General features: G+C 67.6%; 14 protein-coding genes and 1 pseudogene. 8 read left to right on the top strand and 7 right to left on the bottom strand.

The window, feature by feature from the left end; all coding sequences use genetic code 11:
• Positions 1 to 76 precede the first annotated feature (76 nt).
• Together QBL25_RS00190 and QBL25_RS00185 are read right to left on the bottom strand one after the other, a co-directional pair.
• Positions 77 to 507: pseudogene (locus tag QBL25_RS00190) on the bottom strand (Scr1 family TA system antitoxin-like transcriptional regulator).
• 91 nt (positions 508 to 598) lie between these two features.
• Positions 599 to 1,939 carry an endonuclease/exonuclease/phosphatase family protein gene (locus QBL25_RS00185; protein ID WP_409054890.1) on the bottom strand — a complete coding sequence of 447 codons (1,341 nt, stop codon included), beginning with the start codon at positions 1,937 to 1,939 and terminating at the stop codon, positions 599 to 601.
• Between the two features lie 1,154 nt (positions 1,940 to 3,093).
• Between QBL25_RS00185 and QBL25_RS00180 the strand changes: the two genes are divergently transcribed.
• The 3 genes from QBL25_RS00180 to QBL25_RS00170 all read left to right on the top strand — a co-directional run bounded on the left by QBL25_RS00180 (position 3,094) and on the right by QBL25_RS00170 (position 8,631).
• Positions 3,094 to 6,969 (top strand): hypothetical protein, encoded by a 3,876-nt coding sequence (locus tag QBL25_RS00180; RefSeq protein ID WP_409054889.1) that lies wholly within the window; start codon positions 3,094 to 3,096, stop codon positions 6,967 to 6,969.
• A 49-nt stretch (positions 6,970 to 7,018) separates the two neighbouring features.
• On the top strand, positions 7,019 to 8,140 hold the full coding sequence (locus tag QBL25_RS00175; RefSeq protein WP_409054888.1) for an IS630 family transposase: 1,122 nt from the start codon (positions 7,019 to 7,021) through the stop codon (positions 8,138 to 8,140).
• Between the two features lie 95 nt (positions 8,141 to 8,235).
• On the top strand, positions 8,236 to 8,631 hold the full coding sequence (locus tag QBL25_RS00170) for a hypothetical protein (RefSeq protein ID WP_409054887.1): 396 nt from the start codon (positions 8,236 to 8,238) through the stop codon (positions 8,629 to 8,631).
• Positions 8,632 to 8,732: 101 nt separating this feature from the next.
• Here the strand turns inward: QBL25_RS00170 and QBL25_RS00165 are convergent, their stop codons facing one another.
• On the bottom strand, positions 8,733 to 9,146 hold the full coding sequence (locus QBL25_RS00165) for a thioesterase II family protein (RefSeq protein WP_409054886.1): 414 nt from the start codon (positions 9,144 to 9,146) through the stop codon (positions 8,733 to 8,735).
• Here QBL25_RS00165 and QBL25_RS00160 point away from each other — a divergent pair.
• Complete coding sequence (locus tag QBL25_RS00160; protein WP_409054885.1) at positions 9,123 to 9,740, top strand: hypothetical protein; 618 nt, start codon at positions 9,123 to 9,125, stop codon at positions 9,738 to 9,740. The two genes, QBL25_RS00165 and QBL25_RS00160, sit on opposite strands and share 24 nt — an antisense overlap.
• Before the next feature lie 36 nt (positions 9,741 to 9,776).
• Here the strand turns inward: QBL25_RS00160 and istB are convergent, their stop codons facing one another.
• Positions 9,777 to 10,547 (bottom strand): IS21-like element helper ATPase IstB, encoded by a 771-nt coding sequence (gene istB, locus QBL25_RS00155; RefSeq protein WP_409054884.1) that lies wholly within the window; start codon positions 10,545 to 10,547, stop codon positions 9,777 to 9,779.
• Positions 10,544 to 11,962 carry an IS21 family transposase gene (gene istA / locus QBL25_RS00150; RefSeq protein ID WP_409054883.1) on the bottom strand — a complete coding sequence of 473 codons (1,419 nt, stop codon included), beginning with the start codon at positions 11,960 to 11,962 and terminating at the stop codon, positions 10,544 to 10,546. The genes istB and istA overlap by 4 nt, the downstream gene beginning before the upstream one ends.
• Positions 11,963 to 12,168: 206 nt before the next feature.
• Here istA and QBL25_RS00145 point away from each other — a divergent pair, with 206 nt between their 5' ends.
• The 3 genes from QBL25_RS00145 to QBL25_RS00135 all read left to right on the top strand — a co-directional run bounded on the left by QBL25_RS00145 (position 12,169) and on the right by QBL25_RS00135 (position 14,758).
• Positions 12,169 to 12,504, top strand: coding sequence for a hypothetical protein (locus QBL25_RS00145; RefSeq protein WP_409054882.1), 336 nt, complete (start codon positions 12,169 to 12,171; stop codon positions 12,502 to 12,504).
• A gap of 1,295 nt (positions 12,505 to 13,799) precedes the next feature.
• Positions 13,800 to 14,462, top strand: coding sequence for a restriction endonuclease (locus QBL25_RS00140; protein WP_409054881.1), 663 nt, complete (start codon positions 13,800 to 13,802; stop codon positions 14,460 to 14,462).
• Between the two features lie 17 nt (positions 14,463 to 14,479).
• Positions 14,480 to 14,758 (top strand): hypothetical protein, encoded by a 279-nt coding sequence (locus QBL25_RS00135; protein WP_409054880.1) that lies wholly within the window; start codon positions 14,480 to 14,482, stop codon positions 14,756 to 14,758.
• A gap of 129 nt (positions 14,759 to 14,887) precedes the next feature.
• Here QBL25_RS00135 and QBL25_RS00130 read toward each other — a convergent pair whose 3' ends face one another.
• Together QBL25_RS00130 and QBL25_RS00125 are read right to left on the bottom strand one after the other, a co-directional pair.
• Complete coding sequence (locus tag QBL25_RS00130) at positions 14,888 to 15,289, bottom strand: DUF5958 family protein (RefSeq protein ID WP_409054879.1); 402 nt, start codon at positions 15,287 to 15,289, stop codon at positions 14,888 to 14,890.
• Positions 15,290 to 15,291: 2 nt separating this feature from the next.
• Positions 15,292 to 16,101 carry a DUF6000 family protein gene (locus QBL25_RS00125; RefSeq protein ID WP_409054878.1) on the bottom strand — a complete coding sequence of 270 codons (810 nt, stop codon included), beginning with the start codon at positions 16,099 to 16,101 and terminating at the stop codon, positions 15,292 to 15,294.
• Positions 16,102 to 16,354: 253 nt separating this feature from the next.
• Here QBL25_RS00125 and QBL25_RS00120 point away from each other — a divergent pair, with 253 nt between their 5' ends.
• The gene (locus tag QBL25_RS00120; protein ID WP_409054877.1) at positions 16,355 to 17,449 is read left to right on the top strand and encodes a hypothetical protein; all 1,095 of its coding nucleotides are present in this window, start codon (positions 16,355 to 16,357) and stop codon (positions 17,447 to 17,449) included.
• Positions 17,450 to 17,573 lie beyond the last annotated feature (124 nt).

Raw genomic sequence — 17,573 nt, 5'->3', positions numbered from 1 at the left:
AGCGGCTCGGCGCCCCCGGGATGCACTGCGGGGGTAGCGGGCCGTTTGCGGTGTGTCAGGCGTGGAGGCGGGGTGGTCACCTAGTCTTTCCTCTCAGGTACTGGCTGATGAGTTCCCGTGATGTGGTCACGGGCAGTGCGGCGTCGGCGGCTTTCTTGAAGACCTCGGTCATGTATGCGATCTCGTCGCGGTCTTCGCTGTGCGTGCCGCCCAGTGGAGTGGCGACGCTGACGACCGCTGCCCAGGGATGCGCGAACGACAGGAGGGTGGTCGCTGCGTTGGATCCGAGGCCGGATGCGACGTGAGCGGGAGGACCCGCAGGCGCACGGTGCTCTGCTGGGAGACGCCAATGAGCCGGCCCATTTGGTCCTGCATGATCCTCGCGCCCGACTCGAATCGAGCGTGGAAGGCGGACTCGGGTACGAGCGCGTGCAGCCTGACCGGGGGACTGGTAGGCGGCGGGCAAGCGGTCCGGCGGCAGCATGGGCTTCGGGATGATGGGCGCATCCGGGCCCCGCCGGGGTCGCACGCAGCACGACAACAGGCGGCGCGGCACAGCCAGGGGCGCGCCCCGCAAGGGACACGCCCCGTGTAGAGGTCAGCCGGCCTGGCCGAGACTTGGGTCGCCCCGGTCGTCGTCACTGCCGCCGGGAGAGTCGTCGTCGCCGCGCTTGTAGGGACTGTCGTCGGCGGTGTCGTCGAGCAGGGGCTCCTCCACCTCGACGGGGCGGTAGGGGGAGGGGTTGTCTGTCAGGAGCGGGTTGCTGAGGCCCCTCCCTATGATCGATATCCCGGCCTGGAGCTCCGTACCGGCACCGGCGTTCTTGGCGGCCACGGAGTGGATTCCGTCGGCGGTCAGCCTCCACTGGTACGACGGGTCGTCAGGACTGCACTGCCCGGTGTCCGCGTACCAGTCCCGGCCCTGCGGCTTCGCGACGAGGCACTTGTCGCCCGCGACCGACAGCATGTATGTGCCGGGGTAGTTGCTGTAGCGCACGGTCACCCGGAAGCTGGGATCGTTTTCGGCCGTGATCTTGTCGAACTTGGCCACCTGTGGACGGTCCGCGATCGAAAGGGCGTGTCCTGTTTCCTTCTGGGACTCGAACCGATAGGTGCGGCCCGGCAGCGGGGAGGTGCAGTCGGCGATGTCCCTGCGGCACTGGTTGCGCACGAGGTTCAGGTAGAAGTGGTCGGAGGTGTCTGGCCCGCCCGGACGGTCGAGGCTGAGGGTGCCGTTGTTGCGTCCGCCCATCAGCCAGTAGTCCAGCTCGCGTCCGCCCTGGTGGGTGGGCTGGTCCGCGACGATGGCGTGGCGCTGGAGCTGGACTGGGATGCTGCCGGGCGGGTTGTTGAAGTCAGCCATGAACATCCAGTCGGCGCCCGGGGCGTGGCCCCGCATGCAGTCCCTGGCCGCTTCGTACATCTGCACCTGGTCGTTGGGCTGGTTGCCCAGGGACCGGGCGTGGCCGGTCCAGTACCAGTCGTTGTTGATCTGAATCCCGAAAATGGGTCGCCGGGACCCGGCGACGTCCACCGTGACCGCGTCCGTCACGGTCTCCCGCGTCACGAAAGCCAGGCCGTTGCGCTGCTGGCCCACGTCGGCCCAGTAGATGTTGGCCGGGCCGATCCGGTTCGGGTTGCGCTCGTTCGCTCCGGCATGCCAGATGTGCTCGGAGACAGTCGACTGGGAGAAGCGGCGTCCGGTATTGGCCCCGGGCGGCTCGCTGCCCGCCTCTTGAAGGGCCAGGACGTCGACGTTGTCGAACCGGGGCACCACACTGGTCGCCCAGCGCGAATCGCGCCCGGGGCCGTCCACGCCCAGGAACTGGCCGTTCATGTTCCACGAACCGAGGCGCCGGTCCGTGGGCTCGGCGTGGGCGGGCGTCCCCATGCCGGGCAGAACCGGCACGACGAGCGGCAGCGCCAGCAGGGCTGCCACGGCGCCGAACAGGGTGACGCGCGCGCGGCGGCTCCGTGGAAGGCGTATCCGATGTTTGCGATGTCTCAACAGCATTGCCTGGGGGTTCCTTTCGGAGAGATCGTCGGCCGGCTCCCGCCACGGAGCGGGGCTGAGCGGACCATGCGTCCGCGGGGCGGGGGATCTCCGTCCGGAAACGGAGGCACCCCACCGGCCCTCTCCTCCTCGGACCCGGGGCCGGAGGCGGAGCCCTCCACGGGGCTCCGCCTCCGGGCGCCCCGCCTTCGGACAACCGCAGGGAGTCAGCGAAAGCCGGTCTCCGGCGCTGTCGTTGCCGGGAAGCGCATTCGGCGGTGAGGGAGAGGACTGATGCGCCGGACAACGGTGACAAGCGTGCGCCGCCGCCGGCAGGAACGAGCTTCGCGCCGGGGCGGCCCGACCCACAACGTTCTACTGGAAGGAAGGGATGCTGGAACGGTGAAGCAGCCTGTGGCCTGCAGGAGTTCCGTCCCCATGGAACGATGGACTGGGACGGGAAGAGGCACGACGACGGCCTGCGGAGCACACCCCGTCAGGGATACAAGACTGCGCGAGTAGCCACCACGCGCCTGCGGTCTGCGACGCACGGGCAGGGGCACCCCGTCCCCAGCAAGATCCACCGCTCGGTGACGGAGACATGGGGCGGGGTGGAAGTCGTCAAGGGTTGCGAGCAGGGACCACCCGCGCGTGCGCGGAGCGGACGGTGAGCAGCACCGGCATCTGCACCACCTGCCACCAGCCCCTGCCCACCCGAACAGCAAGACCAAGACAGACCTAGCGGAGTCCTACTCAGTGCCAAGGCCGTGAAGTTACGGGTCCGGTTGGGTTGTTGCGGGGTCTCTCGGCTGCGATTTCACCGGACAGGGGGAGCGGAGGCCCGGTAGAACTGGCTGTCGACCAAGACAAGTCATTTTCAAAGCCTGGAGGCTCCGCCTTCCGGACGGTCTGCCATCACCCGTGCCGTTCGCGTGGCCGGAGGCCCCTTCGCGCCAGGCCATCTCGGCGAACTCACGCAACTCGCGCCTTTCGGGATGCCGTCAAACGTTCGAAATTTCCCCCCTTGACGGAAATTGGCGGATTGGTGTTGAGTCACAGCAGAGAGCAGAAAGTCACAACTCTTGCCGCCGAGGTGACGCATGCCCCTCCCCGACTCCCACCTCGACGCCCCGGCACTGAACGGAACCCCGGAAGCGGCCTACGCCAGCCATGAGGAACGGGCCCTGGGGATCGCTCGCCACTACGCCTACACGCACCCTCTCGGCGAGTTCGACGACCCGGGCGGCAGGGAGTTCAGCGAGGACGCCGCCACCGCGCTCATCGCGCACCTCCACGCCGCGGCTGCGGACCCGGCGTTCGCCGCCCCCGGAGCCGAGGCCAGTCGCACCCTCATCCCCAAGGTGCTGCATCACTGGAATGCCGGAGACGGCGAGGTCGGCACGAAACGCGATTACGACATCGCGCTCAAGGGTTTGATGACGGCCGTCTGCCGCTACCCCGGCCTGTTCGGTCCCGAGGACCACGACTTCATCCTCGACACGTTGATCCCTTACCACATGACGAGCGGCCACCGCCCGTCGATCGAGTACTACGAGGTGACATTCCTCAACATCGACGTCCCCGAGACCGAGAACCACCTGCTCATGATCGAGAGCTGCCGGTACCTCAACAACCAGCTCTTGCACGACAGGAACCCCTACCCCGCGTACGACAACGTAAAGAACGGGCTGCGCGACTGGCTCCTGGGATATCTCCAGCGCGTCGCCAAGCATGACTTCCTGGAATTCAATTCCAGGCCCTACGCCCGCCTCGCGCTGCACTCGTTGCTCAACCTGTACGAGTTCGCGCGAGACCCACAGATCCGCACGGCCGCGCAGGTGCTACTCGACTACACCATGGTCAAATACGCGGTCTCCAGCAACCGAGTGCGCCGCGTGAGCCCCTTCCGGCGTGTGCAGCACCGGATCAACCACGCCGCGAACGAGCGCAACGACCTGTTCGCCGCCTCCGGCGACCAGGTGACGGGGATGTTCGCCGCCTATACCGGGTACATCGACACCGCCGGGAACCCCGCCCGCTTCCCGCCCTCGCTCACCGACACCGCGCTGATCGCGGCGACGAGTTCCTACCGTCCGCCGGCCGCGGCCTACCTCATCGCGATGGACCGCACGACGCCGCCCTCGCTGCACCGCTTCTTCCACGGCAACCGTCCTCGCCTCACCACCTCACCCGACGACGCCGACGGCGGCCTGGAAATCTACTACCGCTCGCCGTCCTTCCTGCTGACCGCCGGAGGAAACTTCCTCAACAGCGGCTACGGACGCGACGAGTTCAACATCGGCGTCAACAGTTGGGAGCAGACCGCCAGAGCCCAGGCCACCACGCTCATCCCGACCGGCGCCGACGTCGCCTACGCCGACCTGCTCAGGTTCGAGTCCTGGCCGGATCCCCAGCTCGATCCGTATGTCGTCAACCGATACGACCCCGACGAGGACCCGTACGCAGAGAAGATGTCCGCGGTCAATATCGGGGTCCACCGCGGCATCATGGCGGGCGCGAACCTGCGTCCGGCGGAGAAGCAGATCATCGGGCAAACCAGCTCACACGGGCCGGCGGTATGCACGCACAAGGACCGTCTGTACGTGGCGTGGAAGGGCTCGGGCAACGAGAACATCAACATCGCGCGGGCGCAGACCACCACGCTGATGGGCATCGACGGCATCGAAGGACTCCAGGACGTCGTCACCTACGCGTTCACGACCGAGACCACTCCGGCCATCGCGTCCCAGGACGACCTGCTCTACCTGGCCTGGAAGGGCGCCGGGAACAATCAGCTCAACCTCGCCGTCTCCGCCGACGACGGGCGCACCTTCTCCACCCCCACCACGCTCGGCGACAGCTCCGACATGGCGCCCGCGCTGGCCTCCCACAACGGCCGCGTGTACCTCGCCTGGACGGGCGAGGGCGAACAACGACTGAACGTGGCCCGCATCGTGCTGATCGGCAGCACCGCGGGTACATACGACATCGAGGGCCTCGAGCGCAAGGCCGTCCTCGGCGACACCAGCGACGGCGCACCCGCGCTCGGCTCCTGCCAGGGGCGGCTCTTCCTCGGCTGGCGCGGATCCGGCAACGAGGACCTCAACCTCGCCTTCTCGGGCGACGACGGTCTGACGTTCCACGGCAAGCACATTTTCGGCGAGTACAGCGACAGGGGCCCGGCCCTCACCACCCACGACGACCTGCTCTACCTCGGCTGGCGCGGATCCGGGAACGAGGACCTGAACCTCGCCCGCGTCGTCCTGTACGGCAGCACCGCCGGCGACTTCGGCATCGACGGGCTCACGTCCAAGGTCATCCTGCCGGACATCAGCACCGAACCGCCCGCCCTCGCCTCCGCGGCCGGCCTGCTCTGTCTTGCGTGGAAGGGCGAGGGCTCCGACCTGCTCAACCTGCGAATCTCGCGGGACGGCTCCTTCACCGCCCCCGGCCCGTGGATCTTCACCGATCTGTCCCACCTCGGCATCCACCTGGCCGTCTACCGTCCTCCCGCCGCACCGCTCCCGCCGCCGCCCCTGCCCGACCAGCCTCGCCTGCCCCCCGTGAACAATCTGGGGTTCGTCTACGCCGCCGAGGCGTCGGCCCGTACCTTCGACGACTTCCGCGACCGGATCGTGCAGTCCAACAACCATCTGCCGAGCATCCTGGAGCACGGCTCGACCCACGTGTTCCATGCCCCGGACGGCACCGGCTTCCGCATCTGGTTCAGCCACCAGGACAGCAAGTACCGCGCCCGCATCCAAGACGAACGCGGCGACGTCCAGGACCTGGACACCCTGCCCCTGGTCAGCGGCGAGTTCCTGCGCTCGGACGGCCATACGGGCATGCTGGAGATCCACACCCCGGGCTGTGACGCCCCCCTCGTCCTCGACTACCGCAACCCGCTCGACCCCAAGCGGACCGGCAAGCCGGCCTGTTCCGCCTGGTACGACCGGCTGTGGCCCGCTTATACGGACCTGGCCGTCGACCGCCTCCGCACGGGGCAGACCACCGCCGCCCTGTCCCTCACCCACGAGACCCTGGACCAATTCCGCCAGGCTCGTCTCAACACCCCCGAACTGGACAGCGCCGGGCTCCTCGCCGCCGCCGGAAGATTCCACGCCATCGCCCGCGCCGCCCACCCCGCCGACATCCCGCTCCAACTGGCCGCAGCCCAAAGCGCCTGGCAGCTCTACCAGTTCCTGGCCGCGGAACAGCCCCCGGCACCCGACCTCGCCTCCCGCATCGCCGGTCTGCCGGGCTACCTGGCCTTCGGCGCCGCCGACAGCGCCGACGCCGTCGCGGCAGGGGCCGTAGCCCGGGACCTGTACGCCCGCCTACCCGGCGACCACCGCCTCGACATCGCCGCCGTCTGGACGAACGAGGCACTCATCCACCACTCGGCGGCTGTCCGTCCCGGCCACCCCGACCCACCCGCCGAACTCACCCGCCAGCGAGAGGCCGCCGCCGAAGCCCTCGCACTCCTCCGCCCCCTGGTCCAAGCCGCGCCGCCCGCATCCGACCTGACACGCATGGCCCCCCTCCTGTCCCGCCTGATCGGGGTGGCCTCCTTCGGCTCACCGGATTCCGGCCCCAGCGTCCACGCCGCCGACCTGCTCCGCCGCGTCTACGCCGCCCTGCCCGGCGACCACAGTCTCGACCTCGCCGAGGCCCTCACCGGCCTGTCCCAGCGTCACCACGAGACCTCGTTCGTCCGCGGCGCTCCCGACCCGGCCGCGGAACGGACCCGCCAACGAGACGCCGCGGCCGAAGCCACCACGCTGATCCTCACCCTCGCCGACACCCTCCCCACCGGCCCACCGGCAGACCGCGCCCGCGCCGCCGCCCTCCTTGACCGCCTCATCGGCCTCCTCCTCTTCGGCGCCCCCGCCCCTCCCGACCCCCGCACCCTCGAACTCCAAGCCCTCGCCGACTCCGCCACCAGCCTCCGCGACACCCTTCGCGCCACCACCTGATGCCCGGGCGGCTAGTGTCCTGCACCAGTAAATGGTCGTTAGTTAGCGCATGGTGACTTCTGCTGCTGAAGGGTCAGTCCCGCGTCGCGGTCCCAAGCTAGAGCCGCTTCTTCTATCCGTTGAAGAACAGGCCCAGTTGGAGCGGTGGACGCGTCGTGCGACGTCGGCCCAGGCGCTGGCGTTACGGACCCGCATCGTGCTGGCGTGTGCGGGTCCTGAGGTGCCCGCGATCGTCGCGGTTGCCCGGGATCTGCGGGTGACCGCAGACACGGTGCGCAAGTGGCGGCGGCTCCTTGGCGAACGGCTGGAGGGTCTGGTCGACGAGCCGAGGCCGGGCCGGCCGCCCACGATCAGTGTCGACCAGGTGGAAGCCGTCGTGGTCTCCACGCTGGAACAGTTGCCGAGGGATGCCACCCACTGGTCGCGCACCTCGATGGCCCGGCACAGCGGCCTGTCGAAGTCGACGGTGGGCCGGATCTGGCGGCAGTTCCAGCTCAAGCCGCACCTGGCGGACACCTTCAAGCTGTCGACGGAGCCGCTGTTCGTGGAGAAGGTCTACGACGTGGCGGGTCTGTATTTCAACCCGCCCGAGGGTGCGGTGGTGCTGTCGGTGGATGAGAAGTCCCAGATCCAGGCCCTGGACCGGTCCCAGCCGGTGCTGCCGATGATGCCGGGCATGCCCGAGCGGCGCACCCACGACTACGTGCGCAACGGCCTGACCACCTTGTTCGCCGCGTTCGACGTCGCCACGGGCGAGGTCATCACCGCCCTGCACCGCCGGCACCGGGCCGCGGAGTTCAAGAAGTTCCTGATCCGGATCGACAAGGCGGTGCCCGCCCACCTGCAGGTGCATCTGATCGTGGACAACTACGGCACCCACAAAACCCCCGCGATCAAGACCTGGCTGGCCAGTCACCCGCGCTTCGAACTGCACTTCACCCCGACCGGATCCTCCTGGATCAACCAGGTCGAGCGGTGGTTCGGCTACCTGGCCCACCAGATGATCCGCCGCGGCGCACACAAGAACATCCAGGCCCTGGAAGCCGACATCCGAGCCTGGGTCAAGGACTGGAACCAGAACCCCAAGCCCTTCATCTGGACCAAGACAGCCCAAGAGATCCTCGACTCCCTCGCCCGCTTCTGCCGACGGATCTCTGGCGCAGGACACTAGCGTTCCGTCGCGAGAACGCGTTTGCCGATTACCGCTGGGCGCTCTTGGATCTCGTTTCGCAGGCTCCTCTCGGGCCGCACGATCAGGAGGAACCCGTGGACTCCGCGCAGTTGAGCACCCCGGAGGCGAAGCTCGCCGACGCGAAGAAGCAGCTGAACTTCCCGCGGATCGTCGTGATCTGCGGCTCCACTCGCTTCATGGCCGAGATGGCTGAGGCCGAGTTGCGGGAGACCATCGCTCGGCCCGCGAAGATTGTCGTCAAGCCGGGCTGTGACATGAAGTCGTCGCACGATCTTTGGTCCGATCCCGTCGAGGCTCAAGCGTTGCAGATCCGGCTCGACGAACTGCACCGGTCCAAGATCGTTCTCGCTGATGAGGTTCTCGTCGTCGGCGACTACATCGGGGACAGCACCCGCGCTGAGATCGCCTACGCCCGGTCGCTGGGCAAGCCGGTGAGGTTCACGCATCCCGAAATCGATCCCGGCGCCTGACAGCCAGCTCCTCCCCACTCGGGCACCCCAGGGGCTGGTCGTCGGCGGAGGGGCGGAGCACTGTAGATGCGCTCATGACGCGGCGGACCGCATCGCTGCCGTCACGGCGGCCGTCGAGTCCGCCGAAGTGCGCCGTGAACGCTCGCCAGGAGAGCAGCCGGTCCGCGCCGATGAGGCTGGGCGGCGGCGGGGGCGCCCTGCGGGGCGCCGTAGGCGGACACGCCCAGCCAAGTGGGCAGCGGGCCTCGCTCGTGAAGGCGGCGTGTGAGCTGGTAGGCGATCAGGGCGCCCATGCTGTGACCGAAGAATCCGAAGGGCCGGTCGAGCAGCGGGGCGATGGCGGCGTGTAGGGAGTCGACCAACCGGCCGCAGTCGTCGACCAGGAGTAACAGGGGCGACCGGCCTCGGCCGGGTGCCTCTAGGAGGCAGAGCTCCCAGCCCTCGGGGAAGTGCTCCGTGCAGCCTCGGTAGAGCAGGTGCGAGCCGCCGGCGTGGTGCAGCAGGAACAGGCGCACGGCCGGGTCGGTCAGCGGCCTGGGGCAGATGGCTGGACCGTGCCCACGCGCGTGGGCAACGGCGAACTCGGTTGGAACCATTTTTCGGGTAAGCACAACATCAAGAAGTGCAAGGTCGTCAACGCCCCCCTCAACGGCAAGCCGGACAAGGTGAGTGGCGCGCGCCTGGGGTACTGGGGTTACGCGATCAACGGCGGCCCGCCAGGTGACGATCATCGTCGTCGCGCGGTACGCACGAAAGACCTCCGACCGACGCTACGATGCGAGCGTCGGCCAGAAAATCGGCGTCATCACCGCCTACTGCAAGGGCATGAACAAGTGCCCCAACTGGGTCAACGAGTGACAACTATGGACGAAGAGATCGCGGAGCGGCAGGCGGACGTCACGCGTCTGCTGCTCCACCATGTCCAGGCACCTCTGACTGACACTCTGTACATCCGGGGCATCCTGCCCCTCCCGGCCCCGGCCGAAGCCGTGCGCGTCGTGACGGGCGCAGCGAACGCCTACACTCCGAACCGCTTGATGGCCTACGAGATCCCCCTTCGGGTGCATGACGACATCGTCACGGCACATGATGTCCGCGTACTCGTCTGAGTGCACCACTGAGTACGAAGGTATGTGCACCACTGCTCAGGCCACTTCGGTGTCCCGCTCGATGGCCTGGAGGCGGTTCTTGAGTCGATAGCTGTTGCCGTTGATCGGGACAACCTCGCAGTGATGCAGGAGCCGATCAAGGATTGCGGTGGCCAGGACCTCGTCGCCGAAGACCTGTCCCCATTCGCTGAAGGTCTTGTTCGACGTCAGGATGATGGAGCCCTTTTCGTAGCGCTTGGAGATGACCTGGAAGACTAGGTTGGCCTCGGCCCGCTCCAGAGGCTGATAGCCCACCTCGTCAACGACGAGGACGGCGGGGCGGAGATAGCTGGTGAGCTTGCTCATCAGCCGGCCCTGGTCTTCGGCAGCCTTGAGCTGGCGGACCATGTCGTCGAGACTGGTGAAGTAGATCGAGTAGCCCGCCCGGCAGGCCGCGACGGCCAGGGCAACAGCGATGTGAGTCTTGCCGACTCCAGGCGGCCCGAGCAGGGCGACGTTGGCCTTGTCCTCGACGAAGGAAAGCGCGGCCAGGTCTTTGACCTTGCGCGGGTCAAGATCGGGCTGAAACGAGAAGTCATAGTCCTCGAGGGTCTTATGGTGCGGCAGTTTCGAGAGCCGAAGCCCGTTGCGGAAGCGGCGATCCTCACGGACCACGAGTTCCTCAGCCAGCACCAGATCAAGCAGATCGAGATAGCCCATCTTGGCCTCGTCCGCCCGCTGGATGTACTGGTTCAGGGCTTCGGCCAGATGCGGCAGGCCGAGCTTGCCGGCGGTGGAGCGGATGCGGTTGCTGGTCAGCTCGCTCAACGGACTTCCTTCGTCGGTGCGTTGGTCGTGAAGGGACGAGTGCCGGTCAGCTCGTCATAGACAGACAGCGGACGACGGCCGACCTCGACACTTGCGACGGCGGCTCGGTTCAGCAGATTCTGCAGCGGGCCGCTCGGCACTCCCAGAGGCTGGCCGCGGCGGGGAGAGGAGAGGTCGTCCCCGGTCGTGACGCGGCGGCCGGCGCCGGTGGGCAGACCCTCCCAGTGGGTCTCATCCACGATGCGGGCGCCTCGTCCAACCGCCCTTCGATGGGCCGCAAGCAGCGTCTGGCCGTTCAGGTCGGCGACCGTTGCATGCAGCGTGATCTGGGACTTCGTGGCCCGGATCTCGACCAGTTGGCGAGGGCGGACCTTGCGGGCAGGAACCGAGTAGAGGTTCGCGTCGAAGGCAACGAGGCAGTCCTTGCCGACATGCCGCAGATGCCGCTGGGAAACCACATACGGAGTTGTCGGCAGCGGCCGCAGAGCCGTGTGATCACGTCCGGCGCGATGCCCGATGATCTCGCCGTGGGTGCCATGGACCTTCGACCGACGCAGCGGGACCCAGGCCGCAAAGGCGGCGTTCATCTCCTCGACGCAGGAGAAGGCCCGCCCGGCCAGCACGTGGTCCCGGACGATGCCGACCTGGCGCTCGACCCGGCCCTTGCCCTGGGGCCGGTAAGCGGCAAGAACGTCGATGTCGAAGTCGTAGTGCCCGGCGAAAGCGACCGCTTCCGGGTGCAGCGGGACTGCCTCACCTGGAGCGACATGCCGGCGCACCACCGTCTTGGTGCGGTCGTAAACGATGCTCATCGGCACTCCGCCGAAGTGCGCGAACGCGCGGCGGTGGCAGTCGAAGAACGTCGCCAGATCCTGGCTGGTGGTGAAGCAGCAGAACGGATCACGCGAGTACGACAACGTCATATGGAACGAAAAGACCTTCGGGATGCCGACATGAGCCAGGACCCTGCCCTCATCGCCCCAGTCCACCTGGGCCTGAGCACCTGGAACGACCTCGAACCGCCGGTGCAGACCCGCCAACTCACCGGGACTGATGCCCAGCTCCTCCGCGATCCGCGGCCGGGCTTCCTGCAGATACAGCTTCACCCGCTGGTAGTTGATGGTGACCGCGTAGTCCTGGACCAGACGTTCATGGATCACCGACGCCTTGAGTAGAACCTCGGACCTGAGCATCGCATCGATCAGCGGTGCAACCTCGTCCACCAACCGCCGAGGCCGCTGACCAGTCCCTTCCCGCTTTGGCGGCGCAACCGGAGCCCGAGCCCTCAAGTACTTACTGACCGTCCGACGGTTCAGCCCGGTCTCCTTAGCGATCTCTCGCAGGCTCATCGCACCGGACTCATACAGCGGACGAAACCGCCTCAACTCCAGCCACCGATGTGGATCCAAGACCACCGCCAGCCGCCTCCCTGCCACCCCGAACCGACAGCAGCAGACTCACGGCTCGCGCCCCATCACCGCACCACACTTGGAGCACATTCCTCCGTACGAGGTGGCGCACGTTCACTTGTACGCCGACACATGACATCACCGGGATTTTGCGGACGCTGACCGCTGGCACTCGCATCTACCCCAGTGATCGCATCAGCAGCGTGATGGGCATGACCCTCGTCCACCTGGACTCCGCCTCCGTGGAAGCGGCCAGGCCCACGGGACAGGACAATGCGCTGACGATCCTGCGCGCCATCGCCGATCCTTTCACTGAGGAGCAGCCGGACCCGCGATTGCTCGGGTTCCTCTTCCTGGATCAAGATCGGCTACGGCTGTACCTGGACGTCCAGGACGCTATTGGTGTGATCGCCGCAGATGTTCGACCGTCCGGCGCTGTCACCGCGCTTCTCGCGGCCCTTCCGTCCTTCATCGTCGAGGAAGAACGCATGGTGGAGGACAGCACGGACCCCCACTGCTCCCACGTTGTGGATCTCACCAGCTGGTAAGAAGCATCGGCCGGCCGTCGGCACCGCCGCGCACCCGCAAGCTGATGCTGATGCGCGGTGGGTGCGGGGGTTCAGAGAACTGGTGCCCTACCGCCGAGTGGTGACGGTCGTGCCGACCGCCCCGTGGAGGGTCCGCAGTGATCAGTTCGGCCCCTTCGCGCCGTTTACCACGTCCACCGCTGCCTGGGTCACGGCCGGGAATTTCAACTCCTGGCCCGTCATCGGTGATAGCGAACCCGAGGATGACGGCCTTGCACGGCCCCTCTGCGGGCGGAGAGTTCACGCTCCGGTTCACCCTGAGCACGGGTAATGCGATCATCGCTCCGGACGCCTGCTCGCTCGCCCAGCGCCCTCGCCAGAGGGGTAGCGCCGCATGAGGCGGCAGAGCTGTAGACGCCTTCGCTACGGCCAGCATTCCGTGGGGTGCGCATCCCGTCTCCCGCCGCCTGGCTGTGTAGGGTCGCCGGCCGCCAGTACCTGCACCGCCCCGTGCGTGAGGAGTCGATCGCCTACACCCCGGGGCTGCTCGGCGAAGTGTGGCCGCTGACCGCGGTGGAGCTCAAGGGAGGAGGCCCCGGCCGCACTGCTGCCGCTGCAGCCTGATCGTCGGCGACGCCCCAGAGCCCGTGGTCGAGCAAGTGCAGGGCGACTATCCCGGCATAGTGGACGTGGCCAGGATCACGCTGCAGTCCGGGTCAGCCGTATTCGGCTTGTCTCGGCCGTCGCCTCGCATGAACAGCCTGGTCATGGCCTTCCGCCGCAGGTGCAGGGGAGGCATCGGCGTCTGGATTCCGCCGCTTTCGGCTGCCCGCTCGTGACGTGTTGTCAGTCCTGGCTGGTGTCCTCGCCTCAACGGACCGGTCTAGCAACCGAGTTGAGGTGGAGGACGGGCATGCCCTGGGTGGAGGAGCACGAGCGCGGCGGCAGGAAGGTGCGCCGGCACTTCCGTTGGGCGCCCGGCGCGCGGCGGGATCTGTCGATTCTGGTCCTGCTGGGGATCGTGGTCGCGGGCTACGGCGGGACGAGTGGTGCGTCCGGCAGCGGGGATCCGGGGCCAGATCCGCGACCGGCGCCGACGGCTACGTACCCGGTGCGTTTCGAGGGCCAGGAGGATGCGAAGCCCGCACCGCGGCCTACGGTCTCCTACCCGATCCGGTTCGAGGACCAATGAGTTTGGCCGCAGCGTCCGGTGGGTGAGGCGGGCCCTCTTGTCGGGGCCGGACAGGCCTTCCACACTGCGGACCAGGGGCACGGGGAGTGGGGGAGTGATGGCGGCACGACGACGGCGTCGGCGGATGAGGAAGCGTACGCGCCGGCAATTGCAGGGCTGGGGCGCGGTGGCGGCGGTCGTCGCTGCGGTGTGGGTGGCGGGCAATTGGGCGAGCGTGTGGCCCGTTCTGGTGTGGGGGCTCGCCATCGCGGTGGCGGGCGGGGCCGGGTGGGGCCTGTGGCGGGCGCACCGGCTCGCGCTCGGGCGCGACCGGCTGTGGCGGGCACAGGAGGAGGCGAAGGCGCGGGAGCTGTCGATGACGGAGGTCGACGCGCTGTCCTGGCAGGAGTTCGAGCGTTACGTCGCCGATCTGTGCCGGCGGGACGGCTGCACGCAGGTCGTCGTCAGCGGCAAGAGCGGCGACCTGGGCGCCGACGTCATCGGCTATCTCCCGGACGGCCGCAAACTTGTTGCCCAGTGCAAGAAATACGCGCCGCAGCGCAGCGTGTCCTCGCCGGACATGCAGAAGTTCGTCGGCACCGCCCGCCTCGAGCACCGGGCGGATGTCGCCCTGTTCGTCACCACCGGACGCTCGTTCACCAAGGACGCCCTCGGCCAGGCGCTGCGCCAGGACATCGTGGCCCTCCATCGCGACCTACTGGGAGCCTGGGTGAGGGGCGCTCGCCTGGAGACCCTGATTCCGTTGAACGGAAGCGGCGGCGGCACCAGGGGGCGCCCGCCTGCATGACAAGAAAGCGGTGTGCCATGGACGGCGATGAAAGCTCGCAGCGCGTCATGATCACGGTGGAGTTCGAGTGCGAGGTGACGGATCCCCACGCACTGATCGAGTACGCCAGGCGCTATTACCGCGCATCCCCGCTCGATCCCGGAGGGAAAGAGGTGGAGAACGTCCCGGTTGCTCTGCTCATGGCTTCCGATTTCCGAAGTGTGCGTGTACTGCCCGGGCGCGGGGATACGGGTGTGCCGGGAGTGGAGATACGGGACTGCGCGGTGACGTTCGATCCGGAGGCTCGGTGGAGGTGAGCCCTACAGCCGGAGGCGCGGCAGCGCATGGAGTATGTCGCCTACCCGCTGTATGTGTCGACCGCGACCCGCCACATAGGTGCCGCACATGGAGTCCAGGGGCGGAGGCCAGCGGCGGGGGACTCGTCCTCACCCGTCGGCGACGGGCAGGTTGTGCCACCAGTGACCGCATCCGCCGGAGCAGAAGCGTTTGCGGCGCCGTTCGTCTGCGACCGCGAGGACCTCGATCAGTAGCCGGAACGCTTTGCGTCGTTCGTCGACGGGGGTGAGGCCGGCGATCTTCCCCAGTTGCTGGTCGATGGGGCCGCGGGTGATCAAGACCGCCGGGGTGTGCGTCGGGCGCAGCCCGGCACGTCGGATGCTCTGCGGTCCGTCCTCGGTGACGGCGCGCGCCTGCACGCAGTGGTGGCACAGGAACAGGAGTATCTCGGCCTGCTCGTCCGGGCTGTGGGTGTCGAACCACTCGATGCCCTGTGACTTCGGGCGCAGTCCTTGGGCGAGTTCGTTGAGGATGATGTCCCGCTCGGTCATGATCAGCTCCCGCAGGCCGGCGAGGCGAAGACCTCGGCGGTCTCGTCGAGGAAAGCACACAGGTGCTGCACGGCCTGCCGACAGTCATGCGGGTCGACAGCCGCCACGGCCCGGACGTCGAGCCATCGGTCCCAGGGACCGGCCGGGGCAAGGAACCGTGTCGTGTACTCGGAGCCGAGAAGCTCATCGAGATACAGAAGCGTCCCAAGGACGACTGCCTGGTCGTAGTCGAGGTCGGGACGCGACAAGTGGTGATCAAGGTATGCGCTGAGCAGTTCGGCATCCGCTGCAGTACCGAACTTCGCAAGGGCGACGCAGTATGCCGCGCCCGCATACGGCCCCTCGCTGGCCAGCAGGAGCCGGCCTATGAGCTCGCGGAACTCGGACCTGTGGGCCACAGCATCCAGCCAGGCGGCAGTCTTGCGCTCGCGCCATCCACCCTCGAAGAGGACGCCGAGGTCCGCCGGCGTGATTTCGTACGCGGCCTGAGCCAGATCCCGCACAAACGCGGAGCGCTCGACCGGGCTCAACCGGAAAACGCTCCCGCCCAACCGAAGGTATCGCCGATCAGGCGTGACGAACCGCCGAACCAGATCCTGCAACTGGGGATCGCCCTGGACATCGCGCATAGCCGCATCCTGGCCCGGGACGGTGCTCATGTGCCACAGGTTTGCCGACTGCCTCAACGGACGGTAGTTGCCGGTGTGCAGGACGAAGAGGATGCCGCACAAAGCTTGCCGGTCCGGCACCCGCGGTCTGCCCTCGACCAGCTTCGGCCCGGCTGCGGCGGCAACGGATCGATCAATGACCACAGCTCATCCGAGACGATCCACGGCCGCGACTCGCGATTTCCCATACACAGGTCTACGGGCAGAACAGTCGACGGGCTCATGATCAGCAGCTTCCCCCGGGACGACGACCCAGGTCGAGCCCATTACGGTCATCCGGGCTCTGCACCGGTTCCGCACCGTTCTGGCCTGCGGCGGCCGCGAGACGGACCCCTGGCCGGGACAGAGCACGCACGACATCCTCAACATCTCGCGCGATGCCCCGCTGAAGACGCCCGTGATTAGGCCGGAGACCTGGTTCCCACTGGTCCGGGCCGCCTGGGCCTACATTGACACCTTCGGCCCCGACATCCTCAAGGCCCTCGACCGCTGGAAGGCCATCCAGGCCGACTACCACGACGGCCACATCGATGAGATTCACCGCCGCTTCGCGGCCTGGCTGGACGATCCCGCCAGCCGCGTTCCCATCCGCCCCGCCCAGGACGGGCGACAGGCGGTCAACTGGTCACTGCTGAACGCGCTCCTCGGGCGTCATCCCCGCAGGTTCAACTTCTTCCCCATCGACACCAAGTCCGGCCGGGCACGCCGCCGCACGGTCGAGGAACTCGCCGAGAACGGCCGGGTCCAGGTCGGCCTGCTGCCCCGGCTGGCCGAGGTCGAGCGGCCCGACGGGACACGTGGTCCCTGGCACGAATCGCTCCAGCCGCAGCAACTGCACTTCGAGGCCCTGGCTCTACGCAATGCCTCCTACTGCCTCGCCGTCGCCTTGTCGATGATGCGCGACTCCGAGATCCGGGAGATCTCCAAGGGGTCCGTTGTCGAATACTTCGGCACCACAGCGGTGAAGTCGACCAAGCAGAAACTTGATCCGGACCTGCCCACCAAACACTGGTGGATCGTCGACCAGGTCGCCTGCGCCATCGAGACAGTCGAGCAGCTGTCCCCGCACCCTGAACTCGCCTTCGGCTCCGTTCCCGGCTACGGGCCCGAGACACTCTTCGACAGCGGCGACGCACTCCTGGACTTCATCCGGCGTGTCAACGAGTCCCGCCACGTCACCGGGCTCGACGCGATCCCGCCGCAGCACGTCGCACCACACATGTTCCGCAGGACCATGGCCATGCTCACCCGCGACTTCCCCGGCTCCGAGATCGCTGTCGGCATGCAACTCAAACACGTCGCCACCCGGGCCCTAGCCAACCGGACCACCGCCGGTTACATGGTCAAGGACCCGACCTGGGCCAAATACCTCGACAACGCCATCGCCGAACGCCGCTTCGACCGTCTCAAGGAACTCTTCGCCGCGGACAGCCGCGGCGAGACCATCGGCTTCGGCCCCGGCGCCGGACGCCGCCGCAACCCGTCATCATGACTTTACTCTCGGAGAACGCCGCACTTCGCGAACACGCAGACAACGGCTCAGCCGCCGTCGTTCCACTCCCTCTCAGCCAAGCGCAAGCCACCCGGCAGTGAAACCCTCTGGCGCGAGGCGGGCG

It is taken from the genome of Streptomyces sp. SYP-A7185, assembly GCF_046103685.1.
Classification (GTDB): Bacteria; Actinomycetota; Actinomycetes; order Streptomycetales; family Streptomycetaceae; genus Streptomyces.
The sequence above is the reverse complement of the archived record's forward strand: the minus strand, read 5'-3'. Positions and strand labels throughout refer to the sequence as shown.